Below are 17,841 nucleotides of genomic sequence, written 5' to 3'. Positions count from 1 at the left end.
TGCGTCCCGTCCTCAGCGCTTCGAGAGCGCAGTGACCGGCTCCAGTGCCGCGGCCTTGCGCGCCGGCAACACGCCGAAGAGGATGCCAGTGGACAGCGCCGTGGCGAGTGCCGCGACCACCGCCCAGGTCGGCGGCCAGGCGGGAAAGGCCGGATACGCCGTGCGCACCGCGAACGCACCCGCGTGTCCGACCAGGTAGCCGACCACCGCGCCAGCCACCGACAGCAGCGCCGCCTCGGTCAGGAACACGGCGCGGATCGTCGCCGCCGGCGCGCCCAGCGCCTTGAGCAGGCCGATCTCGGACGTGCGCTGCGCCACCGACACCAGCATCACGTTCATCACCAGCACACCGGCCACCGCCAGGCTGATCGCCGCGATCCCCGCCACTCCGGCCGTGAGGGCTCCCAGCACGCGGTCAAACGTGGCGAGCACGGCGTCCTGCGTGATGACGGTGACGTCCTGCTCGCCGTCGTGGCGGGTCTGGATCAACGCCGTCGCCTGGCGCTTGGCGGCGGGGATGGCGTCGCGGTCGCGGGCTTCGATGAGGATGCGGAACAGCGTGTTCGAGTCGAACATCGCCTGCGCCAGCGCGACCGGCACGATCGCCAGCTCGTCCGAGTTCAGGCCCAGGCTCTGCCCCGCCGATGCGAGCACGCCGATCACTCGCAGCCGCCGCCCGCCGATGCGCACCGTCTGGCCGAGCGGATTCTCCGCGCCGAACAACTCGCTGCGCAGCTTCGCGCCGAGCACGACGACCGGCGAGCCACGCCCCCAGTCCTCCTCGGGCAGGAAACGCCCCTGCCCCATCGCCATGCGCCGCACCGCCAGGAAATCCGCCGTCGTGCCGAGCACCATCGACTCGCGCAGCCGCCCGGCCAGCGCCACCTCCGACAACCCCACCGCCAGCGGCGCGACCCGCCGCACCGACGGCAGGTGCAGCAATGCGTGGGCATCGTCGATCGTCAGATCACGCGGTGTCGTGCTGACCGCGTTGGCGGGGCTGAAGCCACCGGTCTGCGAGCGCCCGGGCAGCACGATGACCAGGTTGGTGCCAATCGACGAGAACTGGTCCACCACGTAGCGCCGCGCACCATCGCCCAGCGCCGTCAGCAGCACGACCGCCGCCACGCCGATCGACATCGCCAGCGTCATCAGCAACGTGCGCACCGGGCTGCCGGTGGCGGCGTCGCGGGCAAAGCCGAGGATGTCGAGCGGGCGCATGTCAGGCGGGCACCGCAGTGTCGAGCGTCAGGCCACCGTCTTCCATCATCAGCCGCCGGCGCGCCCGGGCGCCGAGCGCCGGGTCATGGGTCACGACGATCAGCGCCATGCCACCCGCGTTGAGGGCTTCGAGCAGCCGCACCACCTCGTCGCCGGTGGCGCGGTCGAGGTTGCCGGTGGGTTCGTCGGCCAGCAGCAGCGCGGGCTGCATGATGGTCGCGCGGGCGATCGCCACCCGCTGGCGCTGGCCGCCGGAGAGTTCGTTGGGCTTGTGGCTGGCGCGGTTGGTGAGGCCGTAGTCCTGCAGTGCCTTCTCGACCCGCCGCGCCCGTTCACGCGGCGGCAGGCCGGCCAGCACCATCGGCAGCGCGATGTTCTCGGCAGCCGTCAGCCGCGGCACCAGGTGGAAGCTCTGGAACACGAAACCGATGTGCCGGCTGCGCACCGCCGCCTGTTCGTCTGGCGACAGCGTGGTCACGTCGCGCCCTTCGAGCAGCAGGTGGCCGGCGTTCGGCTGGTCGAGCAGGCCAAGGATGTTCAGCAGCGTGGACTTGCCCGAGCCGCTCGGCCCCATCACCGCCACGTACTCGCCCGCACCGATGCGCAGGTCCAGCCCGCGCAGCGCATGCACCTCGCTGTCCCCGAGATGGAAGACACGCTCGATGCCCTGCAGTTCGATCAGCGGCGGGGTCACGGTCACCATCACGGCTTGGCGGCAGGACTGGCAGAGGCTTCGACGGTGACGCGGGCACCGGCCTTGACACCTTCGCGCTCCAGCGAGGTGACGACCCGCTCGCCGCCCTTCAGCCCGTCGAGCACCTCGGTGTGTTCCCAGTTCGACAGGCCGGCCCGAATGCGGCGCTCGACCAGCATGTCGCCTTCGACGACGAGGACACGGCCGCCTTCGCCCAGCGCCGCCGCGGGCACGCGCAGCACCTCCTTGCGGGTAGCGAGCACGACCTCCACGTCGGCGCTGTAGCCCACCAGCAGCGGGCCGGTCTTGTCCGGCTGGTCGAAGCTCACGTCGATGTCCACCGTGCGCGCCTGCTTCTCGACCGCCGAGACGATGGGCGCCACACGCTTCACGCGCCCGGGGAAAGTCTTGCCGGGCAGCGCGTCGATGGTGATGCGCACCGGCTGGCCGGGCTGGATGCGCGGCGCGTCCACCTCGTCCATCGGCGCCTTGATGTAGAGGCAGGAATCGTCGATCAGGTCGATGGCCGGCGGCGTCGGCACGCCCGGCGGCGACGGTGTCGAGTATTCGCCCACCTCGCCGACGATCCGGGCGATGCGACCGTCGAAGGGGGCGTACAGGTGCATGCGGCCCTGCTCGACCTGGGTGGCGCCGATGCGCGCCTGCGCGGACGCAACGTCAGCCTGCGCGGTCTGGCAGGCGGCGCGGCGGGTGTCGGCCTCGGCGCGGGCCGCTTCCTCGCGCGAGACCGAGACGAAGCCCTGCTCGCGCAACGCCGACTGGCGCTTCGCCTCGCGGGCAGAGGCGTCTGCCGCCGTGCAGGCTTCGACAACGCGCTTGCGCGCGGTCTCTCTCTGCGCGGTGGCCAGCGTCTGCTGCGCCTGCTGGTCGTCGTTCCAGAGCTTCATCAGCAACTGGCCCTTGCGGACGCGGTCGCCTTCCTTGACGTTGAGCAGTTCGATGCGCCCGCCCATGACCGTGGACAGCCGCGTGCGCTGGCAGGCCTCGACCGTGCCGGCGCGGGTGTTGGCGATGGAGGATTCGACCTGACCGCGTCCCACCTCCACCGTGACCACCGCGACCGGCTTGGGTCGCCGCAGCCACACGACACCGCCCGCCAGCAGGCCGAGCACCAGCAAGGGGATGAGGCCGCGGCGCAGCCAGGGCGAAAAGGTCAATGGGCGCATCAAGTTGGTCCCGTTCAGCCGGCGATGGGACGATTCTGAACGTGAACCCTGTCACGCAGTGGCCTGTTTCGGCCGCCGCTTGATGCGCGTCAAGTCAGGGTCTGAACACCACCGAGGTCGCGCGGATGCCCGGCACGGCGGTGGTGCCGATGGCCGTACCGTTGACCACCTGCAGGCCGTAGGACGTGAGTTGCAGTCCGTAGGGCGCCGAAGCCGACACGGGCACCAGACCCTCGTTGAGCGACATGTCGAGCACGGTCTGGTTGTCCCAGGAGCCATTGCCCTTCCAGGACCAGGCGAGGTAGCCCAGGCCGTCGCGGTTGGACATCTGCATCAGGTAGCGGTGGTCCGCGGCCTGACCGGGCTGGAAGGCCAGTTGTCCGAACTCGCCCCAGACAAAGGGGTAGCCGCTGGCGCGCACGGCGGTGGCCGCAGCGTCGATCAGCGCGGCGGTCTGGTAGCTCCAATAGGCGTGGACCGAGAAGATGATGTTGCGGTACTTGTCGGCGCCCGCGATGCGCGCCGCGCCGCCATTGGTCAGCACGCTGGTGTTCTGGCCGCAGTGGGCGGCGTCGATCATGAGCGGAAAGGCGTAGCCAGCCGCACGCAGCTGGGTGATGGCGGCGCGGTAGGTGGTGCCGTAGGTATCGGCGCTGTCCGGCTCGCCCCACTCGTTGGCGATGTTGAGGATGAGGTGGCGCCGGTACTTGGCGTTGCTCAGCACCGGCTTCCAGGTGTTGAGCCAGCGGTCCATCGCGCGGTCGAAGCCCTGGGTGTAGGAGCGGCAGGTCACGTCGTCCTCCCAGTACATCAGCACGGCGACCATGTTCTTCGCCACGATGGCGTCCAGCGCGGCCGTCAGTTCGGCCGCAGTGGTGGCGTTGCGCAATTCCAGCCGCACGGCGTTGGCGCCGGTGGCTGCAATGGCGTTGATGCCGGCGAGCCGGACGGACGGCCAGTCGCCGTACTGCAGGTTGATGCCGCGCAGCACCAGCTTCTGGCCGCTGGCACTGTAGAGGCTGCCGGTGCGCGCCACGATCACATCGGCGGGCGGTGTCACGGCGGTCACCGGGGTGACGGTGGGCGGCGTCGTGACCATGCCCGCAGGGATCACGCAGGAGCGGTTGGCCTCCCAGCCCCAGCCAGCGCTGCTGGAGAGCTGGTAGTGGCCGGCGGTGCAATACGGGTAGCCGTTCGACGCCTTGGCGATCTGGCACGACTTGTTGTTCTCCCAGCCCCAGCCATCGCCGTCCGGGTCGCTGGCCAGCGCCGTGCAGACCGGGTAGGTGATGACCGGGCTCGGGCTGGTGGTGGGAATCACGCACGAGCGGTTGGCTTCCCAGCCCCAGCCGGCGCTGGTCGAGGTCTGGTAGTGGCCGGCGGTGCAGTAGGGGTAGCCGTTGGCTGCCTTGGCGACTTGGCAGGACTGGTTGTTCTCCCAGCCCCAGCCGTCGCCGTCCGGGTCGCTGGCCAGCGTGGTGCAGGTCGGGTAGCTCTGGGCCTGCGCCATGGGGGGCGCGATTCCGGCACTCAGGACGGTCCAGACCAGGGTGGTCAGGCACAGGGTGATCCAGGTGCGGATCAGGCGAGCAGCAGTCATTGGCGATTTCCCACGCACAGACATTGCGCGTTTTTTCAAAGATCGCAAATCATGCTTGGTGAATGCACACCGCGCCAGTGCCTTGGTACAGGTGCGGCCGACTGTTACGAGAGCCTCGCCTCTAATCCGAGCTCAGCAGGCCAAGGACTCGTGGAAGGACACGTCATCACCGAGCCTTGCAGTCACTGCCTGTGCCTCGATGCGCAGCGCCGTCCCCGAGATCAACCAAAACTCGCAGACGGTCGCCCCACGCGCCTCCAGCGGCAGCGCCAGGGCATGGGCCGCCGCGCCGACCGGAATGCCGTCCACCAGCAGGCTGCCGTGCGCGATGCCACCCAGACAGAGTGCGGGATCGTCCCCGCGCCAGGTGGCGGCGTGAAACACCAGCTCGACCGGGCGCAAGTAGCCTGCCACACCGTCCGCTGTCCGACGGCAGAAGGCCGCGGCGAAGCGCAGGCGCAGCGCCATGGAAGGGTCTTGGGTGACACCGGCCAGTTCGGAGTCGGGCCAGTGGAGGCAATAGGTTTCAGGCATGCAGCCATCATCCACCAAAGCTAGACTCGACCGATGCGCCTGCAGATCTTTTCCGACCTCCACCTCGAACGCCACCCGCACTGGGAGCCGACTCCCGCCCCCGGCGCCGACGTGCTGGTGCTGGCCGGCGACATCGGCTCCTACCAGACCGGCTCGCTGCTGCGCGACGACGATTTCGGGCTGACACGGTTTTCCCCGACCCACGGCGCGGGGCACTGGCGGAACGTGCTGTTCGTGCCCGGCAACCACGAGTACGACGGTTACGAGCTGAGCGAAGCCGGTGAGCGCATGCAGGCACTGTGCGCGCGGCTGGGCATCACCTGGCTGGACCGGCGGCGGGTGGTGGTCGATGGCGTGCGCTTTGTCGGCACAACCTTGTGGAGCGACTTCGACGCGATCGGCCCACGCGAAAAGGCATTCCGCGCCGCCAATTACTACCTGCGCAAGAACACCTGCCTGCGCGGTGGCGAGCCCATGCTGGCCGAGTCGATGCGCGAACTGGCGCTGGAGTGCCAGCAGTGGCTGCGCACGGCACTGGCCGAGCCCTTCGACGGCCCGACCGTGGTCGTGACCCACTTCGCGCCAACGTTGGCGAGCGCGGATCCGCGCTACGGGCTGGCACCGGGCACGGCCGGGTTCTGCAACGCGCTGGACGACCTGCTGCCGGCGGCCAATCTGTGGATCCACGGCCACCTGCACTGCCCGGTGGACCACGTCACCCGGGGCTGCCGGGTGGTGGCGAATCCGCTCGGCTATGCGGTCAAGGGCGAGCAGGATGGGTTTCGGCCCGCCATGGCCGTCTCGGTGCCACAGCGCTTCACAGCGTCGTACACGCCAGCGACGACGCCGGCAGGCTGAGCCGCGCCAGCTCCAGCAGGTGCCGGTGGTGGGTGAACACCAGCACCTGCCCGCCCTGCGCGAAGTCGGCCAGCATCCGCAGCATGCGCACGGCGCGGTCGTCGTCGGAGGTCATCAGCACGTCATCGAGCACCAGCGGCAGGTCGATGCCGCGCTCGCGGTGCAATTGCAGCGCAGCCAGGCGCAGCGCGAGGTAGAGCTGGTCGCGCGTGCCTTCGCTGAGGCCCTCCACGCCGAGCGTGCAGCCACCGCGGCGGCGGATCTGCAACACCGGCCGGTGGTCATCCACACCCGGTTCGCTCTGCAGACGGTCGTAGTCCCCGCCGGTCATCGCGGAGAAAAAGCCGGACGCAGCACGCAACATCGGCCCCTGCGCCCGCTCGCGGAACTGGCCCAGCGCCTGCGCCAGCAGGGCCTGCGCCAGGCGCGCACGCATCCACGGCACCAGACTCGACCGGATCGCCGCGCCGGACTGCTCCATCTGCGCGCGGGCCTGCGCGGCAGCGTCACCGGAATCGATGGCGTCACGGGCGCGGCGGGCGGCCTCATCCTGCTGACGGGCCTCGTCGAGCCGGGGCGCCAGATCGGCCAGTGCCTGCTCCGCCCGCTGTGCTTCCGCTTGGGCCTGGGTGGCGTCGAACGCACCAACGAGCGCGCGCAGCTCCGATTCGTCGCGCGGGGACACCTGGGCAAGCAGATCGCGGACATGGTCACGCTGCTGCTGCGCTTCTCGGCGTTGCCGGGCGCGCTCTTCGGCGCCGGGCAGATCGGCCTCCGTGTCCACGCCGGCCGCCGCACACAGGCTGAGACACACCTGTTCGAATTGATGCAGGGTGGCCGTGTGTTGCCGCTGCCGCTCGGTCGCTTCGGCGAGCGCCTGCGAGAGCACCTGGCGGCGCCCCTCCAGGCGGCGGGCTTCGTCGAGGCGGCGCCCCACGTCATCGATCCAGTGGCGCAGATCGGCCATCGGCGCCGATTCCTGCAAGGTGGCTGCCAGCTCGGCGGCCTTGCGCCCCAGATCGGCCACAGCACGCTGCGCCCGTGCATGGACTGATCGTGCCTGCACGAGTTGGTCTGCGCACAGCCGGACCTGTTCCCATTCCTGCAACCGGGCCCGCGCGGCCACGGCATCCGCCGTGGCCGGCAACTGCAAAGCGGCGCAGACAGGCCCCAGCGCCGCGGCGGCCGCGTCACGCAGCGTCAGCAGACGCCGCTCTTCCTGCTGCGCGCGTTCGTGCTGTTCGCGGCGCAGGCCCCGCTCGGCAGCCAGCGCCAACGCGGCCTGTTCCGCGCGGGCGAAGGTCTCCTCGCGTTGCCGGGCCAGCGCCAGCAGCGTGGCAACGGGCGCGTCGGGCGCGTCGAGGTTGTCGAGCACCACGCGCAGGTCCTGCCGCAACTGTGCGGCGAGCGCGGTGGCACGGGCCTCTTCAAGGGCCAGCGTCTCGGCCAGATCGGCGGCCGTGCGTGCCGCCCGCAGACGGGCTTGCCATTCCCGCAAGGATTCCGGCACACACTCCGGCAACCCCGCCTCCTGCAGCCTCGCCCGCCAGGCGGCGGCGCGGCTGGTCTGGTCGATCTGCAACTGCCGTATCTCTGACTGGCGCAGGTGCTGGTCGCGCGCCAGATCGGCGATCTGGCGTTGCAGCGCCTGCAGTTGCGCGGCGCGCCCGGCATCGCGCACCAGTGCGTCCACCAGCGCATCGGCATGGCGCACGGCCTGCTCGACACGCCGCATCGACTCGGCACTGGCGAGGTCCGTGCACCACATGCGCCACGCCTCGTCGCGCGCCGATCGGGCAGTACGCACATCGTCCGGCGTCGGCACGACCCCTTGTGACAGCAGCTGGTCACGCTCGGCTTCGCGCCCGCGCAGCGCTTCCTCGATCTGCGCCAGCCGCATCACCAGTTCACGCTGGCGGGTGCGGGCGTCATCTTCAGTGCGAACGGCGAGGTCGATGTCCACCTCCAGCACGGGGCACGCGGCCCGCACCGCTGCAACGTTCCACGCGGACGCGTGGCCCAGATCGGACAGCGCCAGGGCCTGCCGCTGCCGCGCCAGCGCCAGCTCCGCAGGCAGCGCAGCGAGGCGGGTCAGCACACCTTCTGCGCGCACCACCGCGTCACACGCTGCACGCAGCGCCACCCGCCGCGGGTCGGTCGAGTGGCACACGGCCGTCGTGCCAACACCGCCCACAGTGGCCGGGTCAGCCACCGGGGCCTGGCCCTGCATGGCCTGCCGGTGCTGCAGCAGAGCACGTTCCGCCTCGTCCAGCGCCTGCAGCGCGGCATCGGACTGGGCGCGAAGTACCGCTGCAGGCATGGACCGCAGCAGCGTGTCGACCGGCTGCATGGCATCGATCGCCGCGAGTTGCCGCGCAAGCTGCGCTTCGAGCCGCACCTGCTCGGCCTCGGCTTCACCGATCTCGCGCTGGCCCTGGTCCAGGCGCTCGCCCTCGGCAACCAGGCGCTCGATGGCGGGTGCAGCCAGCAGCAACGCCGATGAGACCGGCAACACATCCCACTCCCGCCGGTAACGGGCCAGAACCTCCTGCACCGCGTGCAGCGACTGCTGGTGCTCGGCCGCGCTGGCTTGCAGCGTCAGACGCCGGGCGCTGGCGTCTTCGCCGAGCACTGGGGCACTGGCCAGCTCCGCACAGCGGTTCAGCGCCTGGTCCAGCCGAGCCAGCAGCGGCGCCACGGCCAGCCGCTCGCGCCATTGCCGGACTTCACGGTCGAAGCTGGCCTGGGTGTCCAGCAGCGCAGCCAGCGTGCGCCCGGTCGCTTCACAGCGCCGCTGCAACTCGACCCACGCCGTCGGGCGCAAGGTGGCTTCGCGCAGGACGCCCGCCTGCTCACCGTGCTGACGCAGCGCCTCGTTGATGCGGCCCTTGCTGCCACGCGCACCGGGCACGAAGTGGCGGCGCGCCTCCTGGTCGAGCCGCACGATGACGTCCTGCAAGCTGCGCACGCCGACGCTGGCCTCGAACAGCGCGGCGCCGACATCACCCTCGCCCTTCAGCAAGGCTTCGCCGCCCTGGCGCAGGCGCGTGTGGTCGAGCCCGTAGAGCGAGTCGAAATCGGCACGCTTGAGTCCACCGGTGAGCTGGTGTTCCAGGTCGGCGGATGCAGCCAGCAGCGTGTCGTTCGCGCCGCACAGACTCAGCGTCTGCCCCCGGCCCTTGCGGCGCACGACACGCACCTCGCGCCCCTCGCGGTCCAGCAGGACAGCACCCAGGCGCATCGCGGGGTGGTCGTGCACGAAATCGTCGGTGCTGCGCAGCTCGATGCCGTAGCGCAGCGCGGTCAGCGCGCGCAGGGTGGAGGATTTTCCCGCCTCGTTAGGGCCGCAGACCAGTTGCAGCCCGACGGAGCCATCACCCAGATCGAGCCAGCGGTCGGTGAACGGACCGAAGGCCTGGAGGTGCAGGCGCAGCAGTTTCACCGGGAGGTGTCCGCCGGTTGAACATCCGGCAGACCGGCGCCGAGTTGCGCCAGAACCATCGCTTCGGCATCGGCCAGCAGCGCACGCCAAGCATCCGGAGTCAGCCGTTCGGGCCGGGCATCGCCGAGATCGGCGGGCAAGACCGGCACAGCGTCCAGCGCCGCCAAGGCCCACCGCTGCAAGGCCGCGTCGTCCCCGACAAGCTGATCGACCAGGCGAACCACCTCGCCCACCGCATCGGGCCGCTCGGCCGCAGCGGCGCGGTCCAGTGGCGACTGCAGTTGTGTCAGTACACGCTCGATCCAGACTTCGGGGCCCTCCCGCTGGCGCAGCGCCGCCTGCAACGCCGCCTCCAGCACGCCGGGCTGGCTGGCTTCGAGACGGTGCAGCGGAGATTCGCCCTCCAGCCGCACGCGCACGACATGCAGACGCTGCCGATCGCCGACAAGTGCGTCGTCCAGCGCGGCGGTAAATCGAAGGCACAGGGCGTCGATATCGACCAGAGACTGGCACGCAATGACCAAAGCGTGCCAGCGCACGACATCCAGCGCGACGAACTCGGTTTGCGTGATTTGCCCGTCCTCGACGGTAACAATTTCGCAACCTTTCGGGCCGATTTCGTGGGCGTGCCGCCCTTGCAGATTACCGGGAAATACGATACGGGGCGCCAATTCCCGCACAACCTGCCGGGCATGGATATGTCCAAGCGCCAGATAGTCATATCCGGTGGCGACCAGTCGATCGAGCCGCGTGGGGGCGTACGTACCGTGGTCGGGGCTTCCGGCCAGACTGGTGTGGAGGATGCCAATATTGAAACAGCCTCGCACGGGTGCAGGATATCCTGGCACCAGATCTTCTGTGACCGCGCGGTCCGGAAAGCTGCGCCCATGGACCGCCACGCCCAGATCGCCCATTACATGGGTTTGTGCGACACGGGAGCTGAAGACGTGGACGTGGGCCTGTCGAGGCAGTTGCCGTGAAATGATGCTTTCCGCATCGTGGTTACCTCGAACCACAAAAACGGAAATACCGTGGACGGCTAGTCGTGCGAGTTGCTCGTGGACAAACAGGCCCGTCCGGAAATCGATCCAGTCGCCGTCATAAAGATCGCCGGCCAGAATCACCAGATTCACCTGCCGGCGCACAGCCAGATCAATCAGGGCAACGAACGCCCGCCGGGTAGCGCCACGCAGGCGTTCTACCGGGGCATCGCGCGCATCTAGCCCCCGCAAGGGGCTGTCAATGTGGAGATCTGCCGCGTGGAGAAACCGCATGCAAGCTCAGGCGATCTCACCCACGGTCACAGGCGCTCAGTGGGCCTGGTTTTCGATCAGGAACTCGTCCTGCGTGCGGCCACTTTCGAGGGCAGCAACCAGCCAGCGCGGCTTCAGACCACGGCCGGTCCAGGTCGAGCCAGTCGAAGGGTCGCGGTACTTGGCAGCGACCTTGGACGGCTCCTTGTCCGGATTGGCCGCCTTGCGACCCGTGACCGTCAGGTCCGAGGCAGTGATGCCGTGCTGGGCCATCAGGGTCTTGATCTCGTTGATCACACCGGAGCGTTGAGCCGACTGGAATTCAGCGATCGATTTCGCGATTTCCTGCTGCTGGCGCAGCAATGCGTCTTTCTGTGCGATCAGTTCCTGAAGTGTCGTCATGGCTGGAATTGGTTTTGGAGTGAAGGAAGAGCACATGCTCAGGGTGCAGTATGCCGGCTTTTTACCGGCCAGGACCCCAACATTTCATGAAAAAATATTAATCACCCGGTATCCGGGGGTGCCCGGTTCTAATGCACAAGTCCGAATGCCGGTTATTCCACGGGGGTGGCGAAGAGTTCCACAGGATTCGGGCGCATCCGGGCATTGAATTGCCGAGCCAGCTCGGACGGCAGGCTGGACTTGTGCCGATGGTCCGACCAGTACTGGCGCCAGAGCCTCGCACCGCGCTCGCCATTCCACAGCCCCAGGGCGTGGCGCATGGCCGTCGGCCAGGCGCGCCCACCACGGTGCACCCGGTCCAGATACTCGAACCACTGGGTTTCTACGGATTCACGGCTGTCTGCGGGGCCGATTTGCCCGAAAAATCGCGCGTCCCAGCCGGCCATCATCCAGGGGTCGTGGTAAGCCTGTCGGCCGACCATCACGCCGTCCACGTGGGCCAGATGGGCCTCGATTTCGTCGTCGCTGCGCACGCCACCATTGAGCACGATGGTCAGGTGCGGGAAATCTTGCTTGAGGCGATAGACGAGTTCCGGACACAGCGGAGGAATGTCGCGATTTTCCTTGGGACTCAGACCCTTCAGCCAGGCGTTGCGGGCGTGGACGATGAACACCCCGCAACCGGCCTCGGCCACGGCACCGACAAAGTCGCGCACGAAGTCGTAGCGTTCGATCTGGTCTATGCCAATGCGGTGCTTGACGGTCACGGGCAGGTCCACGGCATCCCGCATGGCCTTCACGCCATCGGCCACCAGTTGCGGCTCGGCCATCAGGCAGGCTCCGAAGGCCCCCTTCTGCACCCGCTCGCTCGGGCAGCCGCAGTTGAGATTGACCTCGTCATAGCCCCACCGCGCCGCCAGCCGGGCACACGCGGCCAGATCCGCCGGTTCACTGCCACCAAGCTGCAACGCAAGGGGGTGCTCCGCAGCGTCGAAATCGAGGTGCCGCGCGGCATCGCCGTGCAGCAGTGCGCCGGTGGTGACCATCTCGGTATAGAGCCTGGTCTGACGCGTCAGCAGGCGATGAAACGTGCGGCAATGGCGATCCGTCCAGTCGAGCATCGGGGCCACGGACAGACGCCACGGCGAATGCACGGCGGGAGATGTAGGGGCAGCGTAGGTAGTCACCCGGGCATTATCCCGGCAGTCCGACGGACCAGCGTGAAGCGGTGTGGGGCGGCATCGCGTGATGTCGTTAACGATTATGTTAATTTTTTACGTAATGTTACATTGGCCTATGCCATCCACCCGCCCCCTCTGTCTGATCACCGGCCTGGACCGTCTGGGCATTCCGTCGGTCTGGCCCGCGCAGGACCGGATCTGGCCCGAAACCAACCGCTACACCGATCTGTGGGTCAGCGTGCTTGCCGCGCTCCGCCTGGATCCGTCGGCCTGCCTGCCCTACACGCTGGCGGTGGATTTCCTGGACGACCAGTGGACGCAGTTCCGTCCGTCGCACGACGATCTCTACATGCTCTACGGCATCGAGGTGCAGACGCTCACCCTCTGGCGACCGCTGATCGATCATCTGCACGAGCAGCTCAGTGCCGGGCGGCTGGTCGTTGTCGACGTGCCAGCGCGTGGCCTTCCCGATGGCGCGGGCGGCTTGCTGCACCCACGCCGCGCGACGGAAACCATCGTCATCAACGAGATCGACACGCAGCGCGAATGCCTCGGCTTCTTCCACCGGACCGACTACCGCGTGCTGCAGGGCAGCGAGTACCGCCGCCTGTTGCACCCCGACTCGGCGCCCGAGGCCGAAGCGCTGCTGGGCCGAGCGGAGGTCATCAACCTGCACAGCCTGGTGCGCCGCCCACCCGACACCCTGCGCCACCTCTCGCACCAGTTGCTGGAGAAATACCTGCAGCGCGTGCCAACCCGGCATCCACTGCGTCGCTGGAAGCGTCGATTTGCGCGTGAGGTCACGCCGCTGCTGGCGAGCGGGTCGACGCATTACCAGCACTGGGCAGAGGCCGGTCCGCACCAGCTCGGTGCCGCCTTCGAGCTGGCCGCGTTTTACCTGGTGTGGATTGCGGGTGGCTGCAGTGGCTCAGCCCATCTCGTGCAGGCGGCAGACGCATTCCGGCAACTGAGCGTGCTGGCACGCTCGCTGCTGCTCAAGGGCGCCCGCGCGGTGGAGAGCGGCCAGCCCTTCCAGGAACACGATCTGGTCGACCGCATGGTCCGCCACTGGAGCCGCGGCATGGCGCTGCTCGGTGCCGGCGAAATCGTGCTGGACACGCCGACGCTGGTGCTCAGACCCGGGTACCCACCAGACGGAGGTCCGCCAGCCGTGGACTGAAGCAGGAGTCCACCGCTCTGGCTACAGGGTCCACCGGCCCCGCATCGCGACGAGTTCGTTGCCGACGAGCGCACCCAGCACCAGCGCACCCCCTGCGAGCGCCGTTGGACCCGGCGCCTCGCCTGCACCGATCCACGCCCAGAGGACACCGAACACGACTTCCAGCAGCCCGAGCAGCGCAATTTCCGGCGCCGGCAGGATGCGCGTCAAGCCGACCACCAGCAGGCACGGTAGCGCCAGTTGAAACACCCCCAGCCCGGCGAGCAGCATGAGGTCGTGCGCGGACGCCTGCGGCGGCCACGCCAGCGGCAGCGTGAACAGCGCCGAGATCAACGCACCGATCAGCACCGCCGGCAGCATGTCCTGCGACTCGCCAGCCACTTCTCCGTGCGAGATGTGCTGCAGCACGGTGAAGTTGATGGCGGCCGCCAGCGGCACGGCCAGCGCCACGGCCATGCCCAGCAGGCTGCGCGCGTCGGCGGCCTGCACTTCGTGGCCGAACATCCACGCAATGCCTGCCCCGGCCACCGCGATAGCCAACCAGGTGCGCGCCGGCAGCCGGTGGTGCAGGAAGAGCCGCGCAAACAGTGCCGTGACCAGCGGCCCGATGGCCATCGTCACCAGCACATTGGCGACGCGGGTCATCGTCAAGGCCAGCATGAACGCCGTGAACATCACTGCCCAGCAAGCCCCCGACAGCCACACCACCCGCGGCGAGCGCCACAGGCCACGCCACAAGGCCACGCCGTGCAGCCCGGTCAGGGCCGCCGACAGCGCCAGCGCGGTGAAGGCGCTGCGCCAGAACGTCACCTCGAAGCCCTGCGCCACCTCGAAATGGCGGCTGACCACGCCGGCCGTGCTCCACAGCAGCGTGACCAGCACCATCAGCGACACCGCACGCACGTGCGACATGGGAATCCCTTCATCCATGAAAAAAGCCCCGGCGGATTTCCGGGGCTCGGTACGACAAACGCTCAGGCGATCAATCGCGCGCAGCGCGCTTGCGCTCGTGTTCGGCCAGGAAACGCTTGCGCAGGCGGATCGACTTCGGGGTGATCTCGACCAGCTCGTCGTCCTCGATGAACTCGACGCCGTATTCCAGCGACAGCTCGATCGGCGGCGTGATCTTGGTGGCGTCTTCCTTGCCGGAAACGCGGAAGTTCGTGAGCTGCTTGGTCCGGGTGGCGTTGACCACCAGGTCGTTGTCGCGGCTGTGGATGCCGACGATCATGCCTTCATAGACGGGATCGTTCGGCTTCACGAACATGCGGCCGCGGTCGTCGAGCTTGCCCAGTGCGTAGGTGAAGATTTCACCGGCGTCCATCGAGATCAGCACGCCGTTCTTGCGGCTGGCAATCTCGCCCTTGTGCGGCTCGTAGCCTTCGAAGATGTTGGCGATCAGGCCGGAACCGCGGGTCAGGTTCATGAACTCGTTCGAGAACCCGATCAGGCCACGCGCCGGAATGCGGTACTCCAGGCGCACGCGGCCACGGCCGTCCGGCACCATGTTGACCAGTTCGCCCTTGCGCTCGCCCATGGCCTGCATCACGCCGCCCTGGTGCTGCTCTTCCACGTCGGCCGTGACCATCTCGATCGGCTCGCACTTCTCGCCGTTGATCTCCTGGAACACCACACGCGGCTTCGACACGGCCAGCTCGTAGCCTTCGCGGCGCATGTTTTCCAGCAGGATGGTCAGGTGCAATTCACCCCGGCCCATCACTTCGAAGATGCCGTCTTCGTCGGTTTCCTTGACACGCAGCGCGACGTTGGACTGGAGTTCCTTCTGCAGGCGGTCCCAGATCTGGCGGCTGGTGACGTACTTGCCTTCGCGACCGGCCAGGGGACTGGTGTTGACGCAGAAGTTCATCGTCAGCGTCGGCTCGTCGATCTTGAGCATCGGCAGCGGTGCGGGATTGAGCGGATCAGTGATGGTCACGCCAATGCCGATGCCTTCGATGCCGTTGATCAGCACGATGTCGCCCGGGCCGGCTTCGGTGGTCTGCACCCGGTCAAGGCCGTGGAACGTCAGCACCTGGTTGACCCGGCCCTTCACGGCCTTGCCGTCCGGACCTTCCATGACCAGCACGTCCATGGACGGCTTGATGGTGCCCTGGCTGATGCGGCCCACGCCGATGCGGCCGACGAAGGTGGAGTAGTCGAGCGAAGAGATCTGCAGCTGCAGCGGCGCAGCGGGGTCACCCGCATTGGCCGGGACGTGCTTCAGCACCGTGTTGAACAGGGCCGACATGTCGGGGCCCCACTGCTCGCCCGGTGCGCCCTCTTCCAGCGAGGCCCAGCCGTTGATGCCCGAGGCATAGACGACGGGGAAGTCGAGCTGCTCGTCGGTGGCACCCAGCTTGTCGAACAGGTCAAACGCGGCGTTGATGACAGCGTCCGGCTTCGCGCCCGGCTTGTCCACCTTGTTGACCACGACGATGGGCTTCAGACCCAGCGCGAGCGCCTTCCTGGTCACGAAGCGCGTCTGCGGCATCGGACCTTCTTGTGCGTCGATCAGCAGCACCACGCCATCGACCATCGACAGCGCGCGCTCGACTTCACCACCGAAGTCCGCGTGGCCCGGGGTATCGACGATGTTGATGTGCGTGCCTTCCCAGCTCACGGCGCAGTTCTTGGCCAGGATGGTGATGCCGCGTTCTTTTTCGATCGCGTTGTTGTCCATCACGCAATCGACGACCTTTTCGTGGTCAGCGAAGGTGCCGCTCTGGCGCAGAAGTTGGTCCACCAGGGTGGTCTTGCCATGGTCGACGTGGGCGATGATGGCGATGTTGCGGATTTGCTTGGTCATGGGGTTGTACGCCAGGGGTGTGGCCGTTCGGGTTTCAGGACGGCTGCAGGGCCTGGACTTCAAGTGGGCTCAGGAGCCGATCGGCGATCAGCTCGCCGGCAGTGATGTGGGCGCTGCCCAGCAGGGCGCGACCATCGGGACCATAGACACGCACGCGCTCTGCATCGGGCTGACCCGTGCGGCGGCGCATGCCCGAGAGGAAACGACCGGCGTCTTCAGTGCTCAGATGCACCGCCGGCCAGTCCGACAGCAGCACATCGACGGGCAGCACCCGTGCATCGCGTTCAGCCTCGCTCATCGCCGTCAAGGCGTCGAGCGTGATCGAGCCGCGCAGATCGACCGGGCCGCTGGCAATGCGCCGCAGTCCGGCCAGGTGGGCGCCACAGCCGAGCACTTCGCCGATGTCTTCAGCGAGCGTGCGGATGTAGGTACCTTTGGTACACAGTACGTCGATCACCAGCGTTTCGGGCTGGTCAGCCTGCCACGCGATGAAGTCAATGCGGTGAATCGTGACTTGCCGCGGCTGGCGCTCGATGGTGATACCGGCACGGGCGTACTCGTAGAGCGCCTTGCCGTTGTGCTTGAGCGCCGACTGCATCGGTGGCAGTTGCGAAATCAGACCCGTGAAGCGCGCGCAAGCCGCATCGATCAGCGTCCGGTCCACCTGCACCGGACGTTCGTCGATCACCTCGCCTTCGCGGTCACCGCCGACCGTGCGCTGACCCAGGTGCAGCGTGGCCCGATAGCCCTTGTCGGCTTCAAGGCTCACCTGCGAAAACTTGGTGGCTGCACCGAAGCAGATCGGCAGCAGCCCGGTCGCCAGGGGGTCGAGCGTGCCGGTGTGTCCCGCCTTTTCGGCGCGGAACAGGCGCTTGACCTTCTGCAAGGCGTCGTTGCTCGACAGACCGATCGGCTTGTCGAGCAGCAGCACGCCATGCACCGCGCGGCGCTGGATGCGCACGCGGGGAGGCTTGGGCGCCACCACTTCGGCAGCGTCCATGGTCACATCGGCCGTCATTTGGAGGCGTCGTCCTTCGGTTCACCCTCAGTCACAGCGTCGTCCGGGACGCGCTGCGAATTGGCCAGGGTGATCAGCGCACTCAGTTCCGCTGCACGTTCGGTGGTGCGGTCGAAGTGGAAATGCAGCGTCGGCACGGTGTGGATCTGCAGCCGCTTGAACAAGCCGTTGCGCAGGAAACCAGCCGCCTCGTTGAGCGCCACTTCGGTCTCGCTGGCCTCACCGGTCAGCACCGAGAAACGAATGCGGGCATGGGCGTAGTCCGGCGTGATGTCCACGGCGCTGACCGTGACCATGCCGATGCGCGGGTCTTTGAGTTCACGGATCAGGTCGGCCACATCGCGCTGGATCTGGTCGGCCACCCGGAAGCTGCGGTTGGGAATGGAACGCTTGTGTCGCATGGATATCGCATCGAAGCCCATGGCAATGAACCACGGAAAAACAATGAGGCCCCGACACAGCGTC

At 68.0% G+C, this 17,841-nt stretch carries 15 protein-coding genes; 2 read left to right on the top strand and 13 right to left on the bottom strand.

Going from position 1 to position 17,841, the window contains the following annotated elements; genetic code table 11:
- Nucleotides 1-12: 12 nt before the first annotated feature.
- From RMP06_RS11970 to RMP06_RS11950, 5 genes are all read right to left on the bottom strand, one after another.
- On the bottom strand, nt 13-1,221 hold the full coding sequence (locus RMP06_RS11970; RefSeq protein ID WP_310462005.1) for an ABC transporter permease: 1,209 nt from the start codon (nt 1,219-1,221) through the stop codon (nt 13-15).
- Nucleotide 1,222: 1 nt separating this feature from the next.
- Nucleotides 1,223-1,924, bottom strand: coding sequence for an ABC transporter ATP-binding protein (locus tag RMP06_RS11965; RefSeq protein ID WP_310462004.1), 702 nt, complete (start codon nt 1,922-1,924; stop codon nt 1,223-1,225).
- Complete coding sequence (locus tag RMP06_RS11960) at nt 1,924-3,102, bottom strand: efflux RND transporter periplasmic adaptor subunit (protein WP_310462003.1); 1,179 nt, start codon at nt 3,100-3,102, stop codon at nt 1,924-1,926. The genes RMP06_RS11965 and RMP06_RS11960 overlap by 1 nt, the downstream gene beginning before the upstream one ends.
- Nucleotides 3,103-3,196: 94 nt before the next feature.
- Complete coding sequence (locus RMP06_RS11955; RefSeq protein WP_310462002.1) at nt 3,197-4,702, bottom strand: carbohydrate-binding domain-containing protein; 1,506 nt, start codon at nt 4,700-4,702, stop codon at nt 3,197-3,199.
- Nucleotides 4,703-4,834: 132 nt separating this feature from the next.
- On the bottom strand, nt 4,835-5,236 hold the full coding sequence (locus RMP06_RS11950) for a hypothetical protein (protein WP_310462001.1): 402 nt from the start codon (nt 5,234-5,236) through the stop codon (nt 4,835-4,837).
- Nucleotides 5,237-5,269: 33 nt separating this feature from the next.
- On the opposite strand from RMP06_RS11950, the gene RMP06_RS11945 reads away from it, so the two are divergent.
- Nucleotides 5,270-6,094: a metallophosphoesterase gene (locus RMP06_RS11945; protein WP_310462000.1), complete on the top strand. Its 825-nt coding sequence runs from the start codon at nt 5,270-5,272 to the stop codon at nt 6,092-6,094.
- Here RMP06_RS11945 and RMP06_RS11940 read toward each other — a convergent pair.
- The 4 genes from RMP06_RS11940 to dusA all read right to left on the bottom strand — a co-directional run bounded on the left by RMP06_RS11940 (nt 6,054) and on the right by dusA (nt 12,312).
- Nucleotides 6,054-9,536, bottom strand: coding sequence for an AAA family ATPase (locus RMP06_RS11940; RefSeq protein ID WP_310461999.1), 3,483 nt, complete (start codon nt 9,534-9,536; stop codon nt 6,054-6,056). The two genes, RMP06_RS11945 and RMP06_RS11940, sit on opposite strands and share 41 nt — an antisense overlap.
- Nucleotides 9,533-10,810 (bottom strand): metallophosphoesterase, encoded by a 1,278-nt coding sequence (locus RMP06_RS11935; protein ID WP_310461998.1) that lies wholly within the window; start codon nt 10,808-10,810, stop codon nt 9,533-9,535. The genes RMP06_RS11940 and RMP06_RS11935 overlap by 4 nt, the downstream gene beginning before the upstream one ends.
- A 36-nt stretch (nt 10,811-10,846) precedes the next feature.
- Entirely contained in the window at nt 10,847-11,191 is a 345-nt protein-coding gene (locus tag RMP06_RS11930) for an H-NS histone family protein (RefSeq protein WP_310461997.1), read from the bottom strand.
- 152 nt (nt 11,192-11,343) lie between these two features.
- On the bottom strand, nt 11,344-12,312 hold the full coding sequence (dusA, locus tag RMP06_RS11925; protein ID WP_409050156.1) for a tRNA dihydrouridine(20/20a) synthase DusA: 969 nt from the start codon (nt 12,310-12,312) through the stop codon (nt 11,344-11,346).
- A 175-nt stretch (nt 12,313-12,487) separates the two neighbouring features.
- Here dusA and RMP06_RS11920 point away from each other — a divergent pair, with 175 nt between their 5' ends.
- On the top strand, nt 12,488-13,552 hold the full coding sequence (locus RMP06_RS11920) for a DUF1839 family protein (protein WP_310461995.1): 1,065 nt from the start codon (nt 12,488-12,490) through the stop codon (nt 13,550-13,552).
- 21 nt (nt 13,553-13,573) lie between these two features.
- On the opposite strand, the gene RMP06_RS11915 is transcribed toward RMP06_RS11920, so the two are convergent.
- From RMP06_RS11915 to rbfA, 4 genes are all read right to left on the bottom strand, one after another.
- Nucleotides 13,574-14,464, bottom strand: coding sequence for a DMT family transporter (locus tag RMP06_RS11915; protein ID WP_310461994.1), 891 nt, complete (start codon nt 14,462-14,464; stop codon nt 13,574-13,576).
- A 70-nt stretch (nt 14,465-14,534) separates the two neighbouring features.
- Nucleotides 14,535-16,358: a translational GTPase TypA gene (gene typA, locus RMP06_RS11910; RefSeq protein WP_310461993.1), complete on the bottom strand. Its 1,824-nt coding sequence runs from the start codon at nt 16,356-16,358 to the stop codon at nt 14,535-14,537.
- A gap of 34 nt (nt 16,359-16,392) precedes the next feature.
- On the bottom strand, nt 16,393-17,358 hold the full coding sequence (gene truB, locus RMP06_RS11905) for a tRNA pseudouridine(55) synthase TruB (RefSeq protein ID WP_310461992.1): 966 nt from the start codon (nt 17,356-17,358) through the stop codon (nt 16,393-16,395).
- A gap of 14 nt (nt 17,359-17,372) precedes the next feature.
- Nucleotides 17,373-17,777, bottom strand: a complete 405-nt coding sequence (gene rbfA, locus RMP06_RS11900; protein WP_310461991.1) for a 30S ribosome-binding factor RbfA — start codon at nt 17,775-17,777, stop codon at nt 17,373-17,375.
- Between the last annotated feature and the right edge of the window lie 64 nt (nt 17,778-17,841).

The sequence above is a fragment of the Sphaerotilus sp. genome, from assembly GCF_031429695.1.
In the GTDB taxonomy this organism is placed as follows: domain Bacteria; phylum Pseudomonadota; class Gammaproteobacteria; order Burkholderiales; family Burkholderiaceae_C; genus Sphaerotilus.
The sequence above is the reverse complement of the archived record's forward strand: the minus strand, read 5'-3'. Positions and strand labels throughout refer to the sequence as shown.

Excerpts from the sequence above, each read along its gene's own strand:
- dusA (WP_409050156.1), bottom strand. The coding sequence starts at position 12,312 with ATGCTCGACTGGACGGATCGCCATTGCCGCACGTTTCATCGCCTGCTG.
- truB (WP_310461992.1), bottom strand. The coding sequence starts at position 17,358 with ATGGACGCTGCCGAAGTGGTGGCGCCCAAGCCTCCCCGCGTGCGCATC.
- rbfA (WP_310461991.1), bottom strand. The coding sequence starts at position 17,777 with ATGCGACACAAGCGTTCCATTCCCAACCGCAGCTTCCGGGTGGCCGAC.
- RMP06_RS11970 (WP_310462005.1), bottom strand. The coding sequence starts at position 1,221 with ATGCGCCCGCTCGACATCCTCGGCTTTGCCCGCGACGCCGCCACCGGC.
- typA (WP_310461993.1), bottom strand. The coding sequence starts at position 16,358 with ATGACCAAGCAAATCCGCAACATCGCCATCATCGCCCACGTCGACCAT.
- RMP06_RS11950 (WP_310462001.1), bottom strand. The coding sequence starts at position 5,236 with ATGCCTGAAACCTATTGCCTCCACTGGCCCGACTCCGAACTGGCCGGT.
- RMP06_RS11960 (WP_310462003.1), bottom strand. The coding sequence starts at position 3,102 with ATGCGCCCATTGACCTTTTCGCCCTGGCTGCGCCGCGGCCTCATCCCC.
- RMP06_RS11955 (WP_310462002.1), bottom strand. The coding sequence starts at position 4,702 with ATGACTGCTGCTCGCCTGATCCGCACCTGGATCACCCTGTGCCTGACC.
- RMP06_RS11935 (WP_310461998.1), bottom strand. The coding sequence starts at position 10,810 with ATGCGGTTTCTCCACGCGGCAGATCTCCACATTGACAGCCCCTTGCGG.
- RMP06_RS11965 (WP_310462004.1), bottom strand. The coding sequence starts at position 1,924 with ATGGTGACCGTGACCCCGCCGCTGATCGAACTGCAGGGCATCGAGCGT.
- RMP06_RS11915 (WP_310461994.1), bottom strand. The coding sequence starts at position 14,464 with ATGTCGCACGTGCGTGCGGTGTCGCTGATGGTGCTGGTCACGCTGCTG.
- RMP06_RS11945 (WP_310462000.1), top strand. The coding sequence starts at position 5,270 with ATGCGCCTGCAGATCTTTTCCGACCTCCACCTCGAACGCCACCCGCAC.
- RMP06_RS11930 (WP_310461997.1), bottom strand. The coding sequence starts at position 11,191 with ATGACGACACTTCAGGAACTGATCGCACAGAAAGACGCATTGCTGCGC.
- RMP06_RS11920 (WP_310461995.1), top strand. The coding sequence starts at position 12,488 with ATGCCATCCACCCGCCCCCTCTGTCTGATCACCGGCCTGGACCGTCTG.